The sequence below is a fragment of the Rhizorhabdus sp. GW822-FHT03C02 genome, assembly GCF_058801765.1.
The window spans coordinates 123,506-140,382 of record NZ_JBXANN010000011.1; the positions used below are offsets into that span (position 1 = coordinate 123,506).

At 65.0% G+C, this 16,877-nt stretch carries 11 protein-coding genes and 1 tRNA gene; 2 read left to right on the top strand and 10 right to left on the bottom strand.

The genetic code is table 11. The features are described 5' to 3' along the window. Positions 1–16: 16 nt before the first annotated feature. From AC1RM6_RS23200 to AC1RM6_RS23220, 5 genes are all read right to left on the bottom strand, one after another. Complete coding sequence (locus AC1RM6_RS23200) at positions 17–838, bottom strand: DUF4198 domain-containing protein (protein ID WP_493105613.1); 822 nt, start codon at positions 836–838, stop codon at positions 17–19. Positions 839–859: 21 nt separating this feature from the next. Next, a complete protein-coding gene (locus tag AC1RM6_RS23205) occupies positions 860–1,360 on the bottom strand; it encodes a DUF2271 domain-containing protein (protein ID WP_493105615.1) in 501 nt (166 codons plus the stop codon). Positions 1,361–1,374: 14 nt separating this feature from the next. Next, complete coding sequence (locus AC1RM6_RS23210) at positions 1,375–2,019, bottom strand: PepSY-associated TM helix domain-containing protein (protein ID WP_493105617.1); 645 nt, start codon at positions 2,017–2,019, stop codon at positions 1,375–1,377. A 102-nt stretch (positions 2,020–2,121) separates the two neighbouring features. Continuing rightward, the gene (locus tag AC1RM6_RS23215; RefSeq protein ID WP_493105619.1) at positions 2,122–6,783 is read right to left on the bottom strand and encodes an NAD-glutamate dehydrogenase; all 4,662 of its coding nucleotides are present in this window, start codon (positions 6,781–6,783) and stop codon (positions 2,122–2,124) included. Between the two features lie 273 nt (positions 6,784–7,056). Next, complete coding sequence (locus AC1RM6_RS23220; protein ID WP_493105621.1) at positions 7,057–8,310, bottom strand: PAS domain-containing protein; 1,254 nt, start codon at positions 8,308–8,310, stop codon at positions 7,057–7,059. Positions 8,311–8,483: 173 nt separating this feature from the next. On the opposite strand from AC1RM6_RS23220, the gene AC1RM6_RS23225 reads away from it, so the two are divergent. Further along, positions 8,484–8,559: transfer RNA gene (locus AC1RM6_RS23225), tRNA-Thr, on the top strand. Between the two features lie 118 nt (positions 8,560–8,677). Here AC1RM6_RS23225 and AC1RM6_RS23230 read toward each other — a convergent pair. After that, positions 8,678–8,998 carry a hypothetical protein gene (locus AC1RM6_RS23230; protein WP_493105623.1) on the bottom strand — a complete coding sequence of 107 codons (321 nt, stop codon included), beginning with the start codon at positions 8,996–8,998 and terminating at the stop codon, positions 8,678–8,680. A gap of 308 nt (positions 8,999–9,306) precedes the next feature. On the opposite strand from AC1RM6_RS23230, the gene AC1RM6_RS23235 reads away from it, so the two are divergent. Next, a complete protein-coding gene (locus AC1RM6_RS23235; RefSeq protein ID WP_493105625.1) occupies positions 9,307–9,453 on the top strand; it encodes a hypothetical protein in 147 nt (48 codons plus the stop codon). Positions 9,454–9,481: 28 nt separating this feature from the next. On the opposite strand, the gene AC1RM6_RS23240 is transcribed toward AC1RM6_RS23235, so the two are convergent. The 4 genes from AC1RM6_RS23240 to AC1RM6_RS23255 form a co-directional block, all read right to left on the bottom strand. Beyond that, entirely contained in the window at positions 9,482–10,045 is a 564-nt protein-coding gene (locus AC1RM6_RS23240) for an imm11 family protein (protein WP_493105627.1), read from the bottom strand. After that, positions 10,045–12,432, bottom strand: coding sequence for an RHS repeat-associated core domain-containing protein (locus AC1RM6_RS23245; RefSeq protein WP_493105629.1), 2,388 nt, complete (start codon positions 12,430–12,432; stop codon positions 10,045–10,047). Before AC1RM6_RS23245 ends, AC1RM6_RS23240 begins: the two co-directional genes overlap by 1 nt. Positions 12,433–12,716: 284 nt before the next feature. Then, the gene (locus tag AC1RM6_RS23250; RefSeq protein ID WP_493105630.1) at positions 12,717–13,322 is read right to left on the bottom strand and encodes a hypothetical protein; all 606 of its coding nucleotides are present in this window, start codon (positions 13,320–13,322) and stop codon (positions 12,717–12,719) included. A 20-nt stretch (positions 13,323–13,342) separates the two neighbouring features. Beyond that, the gene (locus tag AC1RM6_RS23255) at positions 13,343–16,876 is read right to left on the bottom strand and encodes a hypothetical protein (RefSeq protein ID WP_493105632.1); all 3,534 of its coding nucleotides are present in this window, start codon (positions 16,874–16,876) and stop codon (positions 13,343–13,345) included. Between the last annotated feature and the right edge of the window lies 1 nt (position 16,877).

Sequence of the window (16,877 nt, forward strand, 5' to 3'; positions counted from 1 at the left end):
ATCGCGGGGCTGTCGATCAGGGTGCGGGCACCTCGAGCGTGGCCGAGTAGTTCATTCGTCGCTCGGTCGCGCGCGGGATGCTGGTCTTGGCGTCGCTGGCGGTGGCGTTGACCCAGTACATGCCGGCGGCGGGCCATTTGATCGTGACGACGCCGTCCTTGTCGGTCTTGAGCACGATCTCGCCGGCGACGTTGCGATAGCGGGTACCGCCCGAAAGCAGCGTGACCGCCAGGCCGGCGGCAGGCTTGCCGTCGATCAGGAAGCGCAGCTTCGCGGGCTCGTCGGCGACGAGATCGGCCGGATGGGTCACCGGCTCCATCTCGAGGCCCTGGCCGGTCGCCTTGAGCACCTTGTCGTTCGGCGCGCCCAGAGTGACGAAGGTCTCGATCCGCGACGACATCTCGCTGATCTTGACCTCGGTCGCGTCGGCCGGGATCGCGGTCGCGATCGTATCGGCGGTGGTGCCGCGCGGCAGCCGCTTCTGCTCGCCGCCCTGCATATAGCCACCCATCACCATCGCCATGCCATTGGCGATCTTGTAGGTGCCCTGCTGGGTCAGATGCAGGTCGAAGCTGCTGCGGAAACGGCCGGTCGACGCATTTTCGGGCTTCGCCTCGCTGCCGTCGGGCGCCCAGATCTTCAGATTGTCGAGCCGCATCGGCTGGTGATCGGGGATGAACAGATTGTCCGACGCGGCGGTGTCGAACGTCGCCCACGCATCCTCGCCGCCCAGCACGGTGAACGACGGCAGGATCCACGGATGCGCCGCCGGCAGCGCGACCGGGGCGAGGAAAAGCACCGAAGCGGCGATGCCGGCGAAAAGGCGGGGCCTATGCATGGCTGTCTCCCTGCGCCGCGATCAGGACTGGATGGTCGCGACGATCGCGCCGAGCTCGGTCTCGCCGCTGGCCTTGACCGTCTGCGCGCCCTTGGCCGGGATCGTGATCGGCAGCTTGACCAGCTCGCGGCCGCCGCCTTCGCGGGCGGCTTCGACCACCAGGTCATATTTGCCGGGGGCGAGCGCGCCGGTGTCGAGGGTGATCTTCGCCGGCCCGGGCGCGCGGGTCGCGCCGCTGATGCCGTCGGCGGGCAGCTTCAGCGAGCGGCCCGACTTGCGCCACCAGCCGCGCATCTCGTTGACCCACTTGGTGCCGGCATTGTTGCGCTTGCCCTGATCGTACCACACCGCCAGCGACTTGGCGGGGGTGGTGCCGCCGGGCTGATCGATGAAGATCGCCACATAGGGCTTGTGATATTCGGCGACCTTGAGCTGCGGAATGGTGACGGTCAGGTCGATCTTGGCGGCCATCGCCGGAGCGGCGACCAGACCGGTCAGGGCGAGGCTGTAGGAGAGGCGCATAAGTGTCTTTCCGATCAGTGGAGGAACAACAGGATAAGCAGCACGGGAATCAGCAGCCCGAGGCCGACCAGCGGCCAGGTCGCCGGGCGCCGGCGGCCGTGGAGCTGCAGCAGGAACAGACCCGTGGTCGAAAAGACCAGTGCGGCGCCCGCGAAGATGTCGAGGAACCAGCGCCATGCGCCGCCGGTGTTGCGCCCCTTGTGGAGGTCGTTCAGCCAGGCGATCCAGCCGCGGTCGGTCTTTTCGTAGCTGATCTCGCCGGTTTCGCGGTCGACCGACAGCCAGGCGTCGCCGCCGGGGCGGGGCAGCGCCAGATAGACCTCGTCGGACGACCATTCGGCGTCGCTCTTCGGCAGTTGCACCCCGATATGGTCGGCGGCCCAGGCGCGCGCGGGTTCGGGCAGCGGCGCCTTGGTGCCGTCGGCGACCTCGGCCTTGAACGGCGCCATCAGCGCGGCGGGCAGGGTGGCGGTCTTGTCGACCGTCGTCGTCGTCGCGTCGATGTCGGCGGCGTGGTTCAGGGTGATGCCGGTGATCGAAAACAGGATCAGCCCGATCAGGCTGATCGCCGAACTGATCCAGTGCCAGCGGGTCAGATGTTTGAGCCAGAATCCACGCCGCGTCTGGACGATGGCTTCGGGGCGCTGGGCGGGAGGCATGTTTGGCTAGGACTTCCGGGCAATATGACCGTCAGCCCTTAAAAAGAACCCCCCGCCTTCGCAATCGGTTTTTGCAAATCATTATCAAAAGAAAGATGCTTTTTACCGCATCAGCATGCTGCGGGCCTGGCTGGCGATCTGGGCCAGCATCGCTGCGGTCGGACTGGCCGACGTGCGCGCGCGGGCGACCAGTTGCCGGAACTGTTCGACGCGCGCCGGATTGGCGTCGAGCCACGCCTGGACCGCATCGCCGGGCGCCTTCTTTCCGGCCCTGCCGAGGAAGTCGAGCCGGAGCTGGCCGAACTCGCGCGCGAGCCCGGCGACCAGCAGCCTTTCCCACGGATCGACGCTGCGGAAGCGGCCCGCCTCGGCCTTCGCCCAGTCGAGTCCCAGCGCTTCGCCCAGCGCGACATAGGCGCGGGTGACCGCCAGTTCGTCGACCGACAGATCGCTGGCCAGCGCCGCGGTGCCGATCGCGCCGTCGAGTTCGGCGAGCCGCGCGACCGCGTCGATCAGTTCGGGATCGGCGCCTTCGGTCTCGATCCGCGCCCGCAGACGCGCCGATTGCTGGCGCGCTTCGGTCTTGAGCAGTTCCGAGCGGGCATCGTCGAGCCGGGCGAGGCCGGGTTTGAGCATCTGCACGACGGCCGCCATGTCGGTGTCGCCGGGCACGCTGCGCACCAGGTCGGCGACATGCGCGCGCGCGACCTCGGCGAGCGTTTCGAACAGGGTCAGGCGCGGCTGTTCGGCGATCGCCGCCTGCTCGATGCGCGTGAACAGCGCCTCGAGGTCGAGCAGGGTGTCGACGGTGAAGTAAGCGGCGGCGACCTGCGCGAGCGCAACGCCTTCTTCCTCGGCCATCTCGAACGGCGCGACCAGGCCCAGCCGGTTGATCACGCGGTTGGCCATCTTGGTCGCGATCAGCTCGCCGCGCAGCCGGTGCGCGTCGATCGCGCCGGCGAACTCGGCCTGCATCGCCTGCGGGAAGGCGGCATGGAGCAGCGGCGTCAGCAGCGGGTCGGTGGCACGGTCGCTCGCCTCGATCGCCGCCTGCAGCGACAGCTTGCCGTGCGACAGCACCACCGCCAGTTCGGGCCGGGTGAGGCCGCGATTGTCCTGGGCGCGGCGCAGCAGCGTCTCGTTGCTGTCGAGCCCCTCGACCGCGCGGTTGAGCCGGCCGCCGGCTTCGAGGATCTCGATCACCCGGAGCTGCGACGGCAGCGCATCGGCGCCGCCGCGTTCGGCGAGCGACAATGCGAGCGTCTGGAGGCGGTTGTCCTCGAGCACCAGATGGGCGACGTCGGTGGTCATCCGCGCGAGCAGGTCGTTGCGCGCGTCGAACGCCAGCCGGCCTTCGAGCATCTCGCGGTTGAGCGCGATCTTGATGTTGACCTCGTTATCCGAACAATCGACGCCCGCCGAATTGTCGATGAAGTCGGTGTTGATGCGGCCGCCCTTGCCGGCGAAGGCGATGCGCCCCGCCTGGGTCACGCCCAGATTGGCGCCCTCGCCGATCACCCGCGCGCCGACATCCTCGCCGTCGATACGGTGCGCCTCGTTGGCGCGGTCGCCGACCTCGGCATTGGTTTCGCGCGCCGCCTTCACATAGGTGCCGATGCCGCCGAACCACAGCAGGTCGACCTTGGCCTTGAGGATCGCGGCGATCAGCGCCGACGGATCGAGCACATCCTCGGCGATGCCGAGCGCGTCCTTGACCTGCGGGGTGATCGCGATCTCCTTCTGGTCGCGCGGGATGATGCCGCCGCCTTCGGAGATCAGCTCGGCATTGTAATCGGCCCAGCTCGACCGCGGCAGCGCGAACATCCGCACCCGCTCGGCATGGCTCTTCGCGGGATCGGGATCGGGGTCGAGGAAGAAATGGCGATGGTCGAACGCCGCGACCAGCCGCAGCGATTTCGACAGCAGCATGCCGTTGCCGAACACGTCGCCCGACATGTCGCCGCAGCCGACGACACGGATCTCGTCCTTCTGCACGTCGACGCCCATTTCGGCGAAGTGGCGCTGGACCGAAACCCAGGCGCCGCGGGCGGTGATGCCCATCGCCTTATGGTCGTAGCCATGGCTGCCGCCCGACGCGAAGGCGTCGCCCAGCCAGAAGCCGCGTTCGACCGCGATCGCATTGGCGACGTCGGAGAAGGTCGCGGTGCCCTTGTCGGCGGCGACCACGAAATAGGGATCCTCGCCGTCGCGGACCTTGACCTTCGCGGGATGGACGACCTTGCCGCCCTCGATATTGTCGGTGACCGACAGCAGCGCGCGGATGAAGATGCGATAGCTTTCGGTGCCCTCGGCGATCCAGGCGTCGCGATCCGATGCCGGCGGCAGCTGCTTGGGATAGAAGCCGCCCTTGGCGCCGGTCGGCACGATCACCGCATTCTTGACGACCTGCGCCTTCATCAGGCCGAGGATCTCGGTGCGGAAATCGTCGCGCCGGTCGGACCAGCGAAGCCCGCCGCGGGCGATCGGGCCGCCGCGCAGATGGATGCCCTCGACCCGCGGCGAATAGACCCAGACCTCACGCCAGGGCAGCGGCGCGGGGAGCCCCGGAATCCCGCTCGAATCGATCTTGAATGCCAGCGCCTCGCGCGATGCCGGCGAAAAGGCGTTGGTGCGCAGCGTCGACCGCACCACCGCGCGGAAGCGGCGCAGCATGCGATCGTCGTCGATCGCGGTCACCAGCTTCAGCCCGGCCTCGATCTCGGCATTGCAGCGATCGGCCGCGCCATCGTCATGGTTGGCCGGATCGTGGAGCGCGCGGAAATAGGCGATGATCGCGCGCGCGACGTCGGGCGCCTTGGCGAGCGCCTCGACCGCGGTGGCCAGGCCATAAGCGAAGCCGGTCTGGCGCAGATAGCGGAACCAGGCGCGGAACAGCAGGCTGTCCTCGGGCGACAGCCCGACCGCGACGATCAGCGAATTGAACTGGTCGTTCTCCGCCTGGCCCTCGAGGGTCGCGGCGATCGCGGCTTCGGCGATGTCGGCGCGGGCCAGCACCGCGTCGGCGGTTTCGGCATCGCGCAGCGAAACCCTGAATTCGTGGATATAGCCGGTCTTGCCGCCTTCGAGCGGGGTCGGGATCTCCTCGAGCACGCGGAAGCCGAAATTCTCGAGCACCGGCACCGCCTCGGACAGCGGGATCAGCGCGCCGAGCCGGTAGATGTTGAGCCGCAGCCGGTCGGCGCCGTCCTCGGGGTGGCGATAGAGGCGGACCCCGCGCGCGTCGTCGCCCGACAGGCCGGTCAGGCGGACGATGTCGACCGCGGCATCGGCCGGGGTCGAATGGGTGCGATAGGCGGGCGGGAACAGCCCGGCATAGTCGATCGCCAGCCGCGCCGAACGGCGCGCCGGCACCAGTTCGGCGAGTCGTGCCTCGACCGCGGGCTCCCAGCCGCGCAGCATTTCCTGGAGGCGCGCGTCGAGCGGGGCGGTGTCGGGCAGGGCGGCCCCCGACGGCAGGTCGAACATATAGCGGATCTGGGCGACGTCGCCCTCGCCGAGCTGGAGCGCCCAGTTGACCAGGGTCGCGCCCGATGCGGCGGCGAGCATCTCGCCGATCGCGATCCGTCGCGCGGTGGTGAGCAGATCGCGCGGCAGCCAGACGAACGCGAACAGATGGCGGTCGAGCGCCGAGGCGAGCAGCTCGAGCCGCGGGCGCGGGCGGTCGGCGAGCGACATCGCGGTCAGCACCAGCTGCTCGATCCGTTCGGCGGGCAGGGTGGTGAGCAGGTCATGCGGCAGGTCGGACAGCGCATGGCGCAGCGCCTTGCCGGCATGGCCCTTCGGATCGAAGCCGAGCTTGTGCTCGAGCGCGCCGAGCCGCGCGCGCAGCACCGGTACTTCCTCCGAGGTCGCGCGCATCGCCGCGCTGGTCCACAGCCCGACATGGATCGACAGGCCGACGACCTCCTTGCCGTCGCGCAGCGGCACGATGATCATGTCGAGCGGGGCGCGGCGATGGACGGTGGCGATCGCGTCGGCCTTGACCATCAGCGGCGCGGTGCCGCCATGTTCGAACCAGGCGATCGCGGCGGCGTGCGCTTCGGGGCTCCACAAGGCGTGGCCCGGCATGCGCAGCATGCCCAGCGTCGCCGCCGAGGTTCCGTCGCGATCGGTGACGCAATGGCCGAGCAGGGTGAAATTGCCGTCGAGGAACCAGCGCAGGAGGGCCGAGCCCTCGCCGTCGGGCAGCCGTTCGGAATCGTTGCGCAGGCTGATCTGCATCTGCGGCCAGTCGCGCACCGCGGCGCGGACGTCGCCCAGCGTCGCCTCGATCTCGCTCACCAGCGCCTGGCGCGCCCGCGCGTCAACCCGGTCGGCCTCGAGATAGATCAGCGATTCGCGGCGCTCGCCGGCGCCGCCGTCGAGGCGGACCTCGGCGAGATGGCCCTGTTCGTCGCGGCGGACCGCGATCACCGGATGGAGCAGCCGCTGCACCTCGATGCCCTGCGCGGCCAGCACGCCCGCGACCGAATCGACCAGGAAGGGCATGTCGTCGTTGACGATCGCGATGCGGGTCGACCGGCGCGGCGAGGTCGAATCGGTGCCGGCGCTGCGCACCGCGACCACCGCCTTGCCGGCGGGGCGCCGGGCCGCGGTCAGCGCCAGGAATTCGGCGGCGGCGGCGCGATCGGTTTCGGTCAGCCCGTCGGTCTCGCCGGGCAGTGCGCCGCGTTCGAGCGCCTGGGCGAAGACGCCCTCGAAATCGGCGGAATCAACGGCCTTGGTCATGGTTGGGGCGTCCATGTCTATCCACTCCTGCGCACCCTGCCTCGGTTCTGGAAAATGATGGGGCAGATGGTGCTGATGTCGCGGGCATATGGACCCGCCTTGTTACGGGGACAAGAAGCGCCGGTCGGCGAAGGCGATTTCGCAACGATCGTCGGCCATGGCGCCGATGGCTGTCCGTTTATTCCGGCCGAGGCCGGGGTTCGGGCAATATTATCAGCGCGTGATCCCGCGCACCTTCAGTTTCGCGCGATCCCGCATGCCCTCAGTTTCGCGCGATTCCGCGCACCTTCAATTTCGCGCGATCCCGCGCAGGGCGGTCTCGAGCAGCCGGGGTTCGGCGGTAAAGGGGGAAAGCACCGCGACCCGGCCGTCGGCTTCGCGGCGGCCGACGAGCAGGACGAACTCCTGTTCGACGCCGTCGAGGGCGATCGTCGCGCAGGCGGGGGCGGCGCGCAGCCGCGCCTTCGCGACGTCGACCCGGTCGAGTTTGAGCGCCGGACGCTGCTCGCGGCGCTCGGCCGCGACCACCGCCTTGATCCCGCCGGGGAACTGCGCGAGCCAGTCGGCGACCATCCCGCCGGCGATGCAGAGGCGCTTCGCATGGGTCAGCACCGCGGCGAATTCGGTCAGCCGCTTGCGATCGTAATCGGCGCCGAACACCAGCTTGACGATCGGGGTCATCGGCGCGCGCGCCTGGACGGTCAGCCCGGCCTCGGCGATGATCGCGGCGAAGATCTCGGGCGCACGGTCGGCCGCGATCGCGATCTCATGCGCGATCGAGATCGTCTGGTAGAGCGCGATGTGGGTGCGCGCCTCATTGTCATGGGCGTCGTGCGCCGATGCGCGGGCCGCGGCGATCAGCGCGGTGAAGTCGGGGGTATCGTCGGTCGGGGCGGCGAGCACATCCTCGATCCAGTTGCTGGCCGGCGCCGGCTGGGCGGGGCCGGCGAAGGCGGTGGTGACCGCGGCGACGATGTCGGCGGGAAGGCCGCTGTCGGCCGCCAGCTTCCAGCTGATCACCCCGTGAATATAGTCGATCGCGACGCCGTCGGACGAGAACGGCATCAATATGCCGCGATACAGGGTGAGTTCGCCCTTGCGGTTGATGAATTCGGCCTCGAAACCCACCGGCGCGCGATTGGCCTGGACCTCGGCGAAATGGGGGGTGAGCCGCGACAGCACCGAATGATCGGGGACGTCGGCGATCGTCGGCACCAGATCGAGTCCGCCTTCCTCGCGCAGCGCGCGGCCGACGAACATCACCGCGGCGTCGTCGGGCGTCGCGATCGAACTGCCGGTGAAGTCGAGCAGCACGCTGAACGGACCGAATTCGCCCAGCGTCGAGGCATCGAGATCGGTGATCGCGGGAAATTGCTGGCCGCCGAGCAGCGACACCCAGCGATCATAGGCGCGGACATGCATGCGCCGCTCCTCGGCGCCGATGACCGGCGGCAATTCCATGCAGGGTTCGTCCGACACCGGGAAGTCCCCGATCGAATCCCACGCCGTGGCGCTGCTGCCGAAACCACGAAAATCTTCCATCAGCCGTCCCCATGGGCGCCGGCGCGAATCCGGTGCCGAAACAGCCCGATGTCTGCACCGATCGTCCTTTACGAAAGGTAAAGCGGCGGCCCGCCGCCGTCGGCCGACCCTGCGACTTTCGGTTCGCCGGCCTTGAACATGACGGGCGGCGCTGTTAAGGGCCCGATCGTCGTGCCGCTTTAGCTCAGTTGGTAGAGCATCGCATTCGTAATGCGGGGGTCACAGGTTCGAGTCCTGTAAGCGGCACCACGGCTCTCACATAACAAATCGGAAACTGCCTGCGGACGTGCCTCCGTTCGGGACCTCCGGGCGCATATCGGCAGCAGGCAGGAAATGCCCCGCTTTCAGCATCGATTTTGGCAGGTCTTCAATTCTTGATGACCGAGATCTGGATCGCATTCGGGATTTTTTGCGAAGGCCGCGAAAACACAGTGCGTGTGGAGCCGTCCGCTCCTGATATCGTCCATTCGGGCGAATAATATTTGGCCGGATTCCCCTTCTTGTCGAACCTCTTGGCAATGTTGTCCGGAGATTTGCCGGCGATTTTCGAAACCGCATCGAGGATCGAATCGGCGGTGAAGGTCTCGGACGGCGCGAAGGTGAGATTGCACTGCGATTTGGTGTTGAAGAAAATCGCGTTCGCCATCCGCAGCGCCGCGTCCGGCGCGTTCCAGCCGCCGACATCCACCGGATTCTTGAACGGGACGATCTCCTGTCGATAGCTGAAATGCCAATCGCTGGCCGCGGCCGCCTTTTCGACGCTGTTCCGATCGAAGTTGGTTTTCAGGCAGAGCTGGTCAAATGCTTCGACGCCATCAGCGACGGAATGTTGCGCTGCAACGATTGTGATCGGCGTCGTCCTGGGAAAGAAGAGCTCGGTCGTGCGTCCGAACTTGTCGACCCATGTCGCCTAGGCTGCCGTCGGCATCCCCGATATGGCGCATGATCTAGACTCTCTCTGCCCACCCTTTCCGCGGCCTCGGCCAGCAGGTCGAGATGAAGCGCATAATCACCGTCTTCGAAGAAGGTGGGCGCGCGGCGGTTGCCACGCTGGGTCACGTGATGGGGCTGACCGGGCAGGATGAGGCGAGGCAGGCGGGCCATTTCATAAACGTGCCGAAATTCGGGTATTTGGCAAGCTAGCACCTTAATTTTTAACTATTCAGCCTCATCACGCTGCCAATAATTCATAAAATAATATACATCCTATTTCAAAAGTCGACACAATATTCTTAAATTCTTCAGAAACTATAACTGGATAATCCCAATTTTCTAAACGGAATATATGAATATTTTTAGGTATATTTTCATTTTTTATAACTAAATTATATATTGATCTTATTCCTTTTTTATTAAATTTGTTATATTCATCATCGTAATATTGAATAACTGAACTATCGTAATCAATAGCATCGATTTTTGATATAATATTTAATATGTATAAATTTTTATTTGCAAAATTTTCTAAATCTACTCGGATAAATTCGCCACTGATTCCAACTATATCTAATACAGATCGGTAAATTGTTTCTGAAATCATCGGTATATTTGACGGACCCATATTGATATCACATACTGTTCGTCCATTCATTATTTCACATGATACGTAAGGAACATTCGATTTCCTACATTCGCAAAATATTCTCTCATCGATTAATTTGTCTTCGATTTTAAAATTGTCAATATATGCGCAATTCTCAACGGGCCTAGGGCTTATTCTATAATATTTTTTCATCACTTCCTCAAATAACTATATAAATAACTTCCGGAATTCTGTAGTTCTGATTTTATCGCAGATAATTCTTGCTTAAATGCATGCGTGTACTCTGGCGATCCAGGTTTAAAATCTCTCACTGCATTTTTAAGTCTATCGTAGATTATTTGATGATAATCCTCTGGGTGAGGTCCCGTATGCCCTCGAAGTCCTACGACATTCTCCGCATCTTCCATTTTCATTCCAGCATTATCAAATAGCTTTTCGAATCTCGGCGACCAAGGCCCTCCTCGAGCGGTAGAAATCCAATTTTTGTTGGTACATATATGATGCTTCTCGCAATCGGGATCGGGTGACCCGGACGCTGCGTTGGGCGAGCTCCCCCCACCCGGTCGAGAAACGGGAGTAGACAAAGCTCTTGCAATGGATGCGGTGATTGGGTTCCCGCTTAACGCTCCTAAGATTGCAGATCCACCGTCGTCCCAGCAATCGTGAGGCCCTCCTATAGGAGTACTTCCAAACGGGCCTATCAAGTAGGTTTGGAAACACCAGACGCTCTTCCCTAACGGATCGATCCGGTTCACCGGATCATCCGTGGCGTACGCATAAAGATTGATCTGATCGTCATATCCGACAGGATCGGTCTGCAGGAACCGTCCGGTCGCCGACGAATAGAGCCGCGCCTTGTAATGGTAGAGCCCGAGTTCGGGCATCCAGATCTGCCCGGTATATTGGAATCGTCCGACGTTCGTGGCCGCCGGCACGCCCCACGGATCATAGCGGTCGATCGCCACCACCGTGCCGCCAGCATCGGTGATCGCGATGATCGAGCCCTGATGGTCCGCCGACAGATAGCGCCGGGTCGTCGCTGAGATCGCCGCCCCGTCGTACCAGACCAAAGGCTCGTCGACCCCGGGGCCGTGGACGTAGCGTGCCTTGAGGTTGCCCGCGCCGTCATATTCGCCGACCAGCGCGTCGCCGTCGTACAGGAAGCGGGTAGTGCCGTTCGGGCTGGTGACTTCATAGAGCCGACCGAGCGGATCATAGGACAGGCTCGCCGTCTTCGATCCGCTCGCCTGGGTCAGCCGGTTCTCACCGTCATAGACGTAAGCGGTCCAGCCATTGTCCGCGACATTGCCGTTGGTGTCGTAGCTCGGCGCCCGCGGCGTCGGCCCGGTGATCGCGCTGTACTGGTTGAGACCGTTGGCCGTGTAGGTGCGGGTGCCGTTATAGCTTTCGCCGAAGGCATAAGCATTGTTGCTGCGGCTGCGCGTGCGGATCTGCGACGCCGGCGTCCAGCCATAGTCGCTGGTCAGGTTCGATCCCGCGTCGGCATAGCTCTGCACCAGCGATGCCAGCCGCGACGCCGCGTCATAGCAATAGCGCGTCGTCGCCGCCGCGCTACAGTCGCCAGAGGCTGCCGCGCCACCCCGCGCCATCGTCGCCCGCCGGTCGAGCGCGTCATAGCCCAGCGCGATCAGGACGGTCCCGCCGCCCTCCTCGATCTTCGTGGTGCGATTGAGTCCGTCATAGCGGTAGACGAAGCCGCTGCCGTCGGGATGGGTGATCCCAGTCCGGTTGCCGTTCGCGTCATAGCTGTAACCCAGCGTTCGCACCGTGCTGCCGGTGCCGTTGCTGCTGCTCGAGATCAGTCGGTCGGCCTTGTCATAGCCGTTGGCCACCCCCGGCCCGCCCGCGCCGTAGCTCGCGCTCAGCTGATGCCCGACCAGGTCATAGCCGTAAGCCACCGTCGCGATCGCGGGGCCGCTCTTCTGGGTGACCCGGTTCAGCGCGTCATAGGCATAAGTGATCGCATTGCCGTCGCGGTGCCGCAGCCAGGTCCGGTTGCCGGTCGCGTCATATTGATATTGCTCGTAGTCGCTCGCGCTCTCGCTGCCCGCCGTCGCCAGCACCGTCGTCACATTGGCCGCGTTGAACGCGGGTGGCCCGGTCTTCTGCGGGAACAGCCACGCCGACTGCCGGTCGAACCCGTCATAATCGAGCCGCGCCTTGTTGCCCTTGCCGTCGATCACAAACCGGCGCTTGCCGTTGTCGCTGTAGGTGTAGGTCGCATAGGCCTGCTCGTCGCCGGTTCCCATTGCCTTGCGGATCTGCACCACCTGGCTGGCGGCGTCGTAGGTCGTCCGGGTGATCCGGTCGGGGCCGTCGCCGCCAGCCGTCCCCGCCACGCAGGCGTCCGCGGTCACGGCAGGTGCCGGCGCCATGTTCATCCGCACCGTCGCGCAGATCGGCCGGTCGTCGCCGTCATAGCCGGTCTGGCTGATCGTCTGCACTGCTGTGCCACCGGCGGCGCTGGTCAGCCGCTCGTCGATCTTGTTGCCGGCCGCGTCATAGCTGATCGTCACCGTCTCGAGCGCGGTGAAGCCGGTCCACGCGGCGGGCTGCACGCTGTCCGCCTGCCACGCCGCCAGCGTCCCCTTCTCGATCCGGATCAGCTGGCCGTCGTCGTCATAGCTGAAGCGCGTCGCCTGATAAGGGCCGGTCGCGGGCGCCGCCGGGTCGACCGGCGCCGAGATCTGCCCCACCATCCGTCGCAGCACATCCCAGCGCCAGCCGGTGGTGTAGGCCGAGGGCGTCGCTTGCGAAAAAGCCGGCGCGACAGGGAGCGCGACGATCGAGGCGAACGCGAACAGCAAGGCGAGCAACCGAGCCAACGGAAGATCGCGCCGTATCATGGACAGCTTGCCAATCCGGCAGCAGGCTCGATCCCGTCGATGATGTTGCCGCCGATGTCGCTGTCATAGCATTGGCGCAGGTTAAGCCCGCCGCTGTCGGTGACCATTTCCCCGGCGATAAGCTTCTTCACCGTCGCGCTGCTCATCGGCGCATAGGTCGTTCCGAACGTCTTTTGCCCATAGCCGAAGGTCGTGGTCCGGCTGACCCCCGATGCGATCCGTTCGATTCTGGCGGTCAGCAGCGTGGGGGCGGCAACGCTCGTTCCGTTGAACGGATCGTAGCCGGCAACCGGCGTTCCATAGCTGTAGCTGGTCTGCGGGCAGAGGCCACCGGCAAGCTGGCAGTCCGTGCCCGCGGCGTTCCAGCCCTGGCTCTGCGAGGTCGGCAACCCGGTGGTGGCGTTCCAGCCATAGTTGGTACGATAGCCGCGCGCGTCGGTCGCATGGTCCGGTCGGTTGCAGGTGGCAGGATTGATGCAAATGGCGACGGCAGGCCCCTCCAGATAGACGGTCGAGCTCACAAGGTCGACCAGTCCCGATCCCGGCTTCGCCTTTTGTGACTGCTGGATGACATTGCCGCGCACGTCATAGGCGGTCTCCATCGCGTCGCCTTCGGGCCGGGTCACCCTGACCGGCCGGCCGCGATCGTCATAATCGGTGCGGGTCGCGCGCAGCAGTGGATCGACCGAACGGATCGGCTGGGCGTAGCGATCGAAATAGACGGCACTGCCATGGCCGGCTGCGGCTGCCTGCTCGGGGCTGACGACCTCCGACCGGAAGTGCTCGAATAATAATTCCAAACCTGGCTCCGCAGATTGGTCATGGTGACGGCATTCGCATCGCCGCCATAGACGATCGCGATGTCCGCCGCGGCGTTGCTTGGCTTGTAGACGCCTGTGATCGTATCCACCGCGCCGAACATGTTGATCGCCGCCCCATAGCCATAGTTCCAGCTCTTGCCGGCGGCATCGAGCTTGCCGAGCAGATGCGAAGGAGCCTGCAGCCGGATGACCGGCGGGTCGAGCGAATCGGGCGGGCATGTATTTTCCTCCCCCTGCAGCGAATAGCCGACCTGGGCGTCCATCCGATATTTCGCCTCGGCGCCCGACGTGGAGCGATACTGGATGAACGCATCCGAGGGCGGGCGGGTGAGGATCGGGCCGCCCGGCACCGCGCAATAATAGACCGGCGTGAACGATCCCGGGTCATAACCAGGCGTGTCGCCCAGATAGATCGCATTGCCGAAACTGTTATAGGCCCGGTAGAGATACATCATGTCGGGGACGAGCAGATTGCCGACGAAGGCGGTCCAGATCTTCGCGCCGTCGGCAAAGGTCCAGTCGGTCATATAGGCCGATTTGCGCGTCCACAGGCCGGCGATGCCCGGAGACGCCAGGTCGGAACCCGGCGGCAGGGCACCGATCGCATAGTTGCGCGTCGAGCCCTGCCCGTCGACATAGGCCGCGGTCAGCCCGGCATAGATATAGCGATTGATGATGCCGACCGCAGGCGCTGCATTCATCGCGGCGGTCGCCCCATCGGGATTGGCGTTGGTGAAGCTCGTCCCGTTCGCCTGGCGGTAGAAGGTCGCCTCGCCGTCGAAGCCCCTGGCAATGACCAGGCTGTTGTTGAGGGTCTGGTCCGCGAGCCAGGCAACCGTCTGCAGCGCGGCATAAAGATGCTGGGCATCCTGGGTGGCGGTCAGATCACCGATCGCCTGGATCGCCACCAGGAAACTCGCGCTCGCCTGCGCCCCGGCATGGCCGAGCGCAGCCTGGCCATCGTTCGACAGCGTCGCGACCTGATACCAGTTGCTCTTCCAGCCCATGCCGAAGCCGTAATTGGTCTGGTCGCGCTGGTCGTAGCGGCGCTGGAGGCTGAGCGAACGCGGAAAATCACCCGCCCCATCGACGAGATCGGCCGCCGGCACATAGGTAACCGCGCCGCTGCGGCCATCGACGTTCAGCGCCGCCCGGATGAAATCCTTGCCCTCCGCCTTGGGAAGCTCCGGTTTCCGGATCGGGTCGTTATTGCCATTCGCCGCGACCGCGACCCCGACGCCAGCCTTGAGGATGCTTCCCCGCCGCTGGTCGTAGATAACCATTGCGATCCGGTCGGGAACCGAGCCGCCACCCGCCGACGGCCGCCACGCCAGAAACGCCGCACGCTTCACCTCGGCTGCGGTGCTGCCCGGGCCGAAACCTTCCCACAGGCTCGACATCTGGGTCGAAATGCTCGCCACGGTGATCGACGGCTGGCGGAGCGCGCCGATCTGTGGCGCGAGCAGATTATAGCCCTCGCCGGCATAGCCGGCCATGGCCGCGGTCGCGCCGGCCGGATAACCCGCCAGCGAGCCCTGAACCGACGGCCATGTGGCTGGGGTAGCGAGATAATTGGCGTAGGTGCCGGTCGGCGTGGCGCGCGCATCCTGATCGGCAAACAGGTTTATCGCCGCCAGATCATATACCGAATCGGTTTCCTGGCGCGGCACCGCCGCCTCGGCATAGGACAGCGCCAGCGCCGCGATATAGGCCGCGCCGATGTCGCCCGCCGCCGTGCCCGAAAGCGCCTGCGCGCTCACCGCCGCCTCGAAGTCCATCGACAGGCTGGTGGCGAGATTGGTGGTGTAAGCCGAGCCGGCCTGCTGTTTGAGATCGAGACTGTCGAGCGTGTGGATGCCGACCAGGTCATGCATCTGGTAGATCGCATTCTGGGCTGCGGCCGCCGAGTCGAGAAAAGTGCTGAACTGTGCCGGGATATTGGCGAGGGTCGTCGACAGCGTCATGCGGGTCGAGGATGTGAAGTCGAAACGGGTGAGGTTGGCGATCGGAGCCAGGCGACCGGCGATGCCGTCACCGACATAGCCCCAGTCGTTCGAGACATAGAAGAGGCCATAAGCGCATTGTTGCGCGGTGAGCTGACGGGCGATGGTGCGGTCGGCATAGGCGCCGGAGGACGCCGCATAGGGGTGATTGATCGCAACCTCGACCGTCGCGGGCGCCGCCGCCGGCCGGTTGCTTTGATAACGGTCGCATTGGTCGAGGATTGGGCCGGTGACCACCGGACCGGATGGCGGGCCGCCCTTCACGAAGGCCGATCCCGAATATTGATATTCGAAGGACCAGGTCTCCCCGCCGACGATATCGGCGAAATAGGTGCCATAGCTGCCGCCGTTGAGGCTGACCGTGAACGATGTCCGGAAGATATCGGGAATCTCGCCCGACCATGTCCGGTCGGTCGAGATGACATAGGGCAGCGTCGTACGGCGGTCCTCGGATGCCGGGTGGGCCATGATCGTCCGGTATCCGACGACCGCCTCCGCGCGCTTGCCCGCCGCGGACGCCGCCAGGAACGCTTCGAGATTGCCCCGATATGTGCGCAGCTGCGACCGGAAGCCGGCAATACCGAAGCCGCTTACCGACGTCGCCGTCTGGGTTCCGCCCGCCGACGAAAGCAGGTCTGTCGCCGAATAACCCGTCGCGGCCTTCCAGTTGAGCCCGGCGGTGGCGGTGGCAGGCTTGTAACTCGGATCGAAAAGATAGTCGGTTCCGCCGATGCTGACCTTCACCCAGCAATGTACAAGCGTGACGGTGAAGCTCGATCCCGAACCGGCGACCGTCCCGGGAATGCCCCCACTCGCCAGGAGCCGGGACGCCGCGGCGGCATCGCCAACCCCCGTCCACGCCGCGAATTGCACGGCGGTCAACTCGATGCGGCCAAGCTGGTAGCGGGGATTATAGCCTCTCACCGCAACGGCGTCGGCCTCGCGCAGGAGATCGACCATGAACTGCGCCTGGTCGAACGCAGTCCCTCGGCCGTTGAGGATCACGCCCTTGGCGCCCTCCTGCAGGCCGAACAGCGGCGTGAAGTCGATATCGTCGCGGACATAAGCGAAGATCGCGTCGACATCATAGCGCAGCGCCCGGGCGATTTCCTTCTTCAGTTCGCTTCGGGCTGCGGGCGCCGGACTCGCCGGAGATCCATAATAAGCGAGCGCGGTCGCCGGATCGATCAGCGGTGCGGTGGCGATCAGTACGGTCGGGCGATCGGCGGCCGAGGCCGTGCCGCCGAATGCCAGGCCGATCGCAACCGCAGCGTAGCGCAGGGCGGTCCACAGCTTTACGAACCCTGTGGTCTTCGTTGGGCGGCGCTTCATA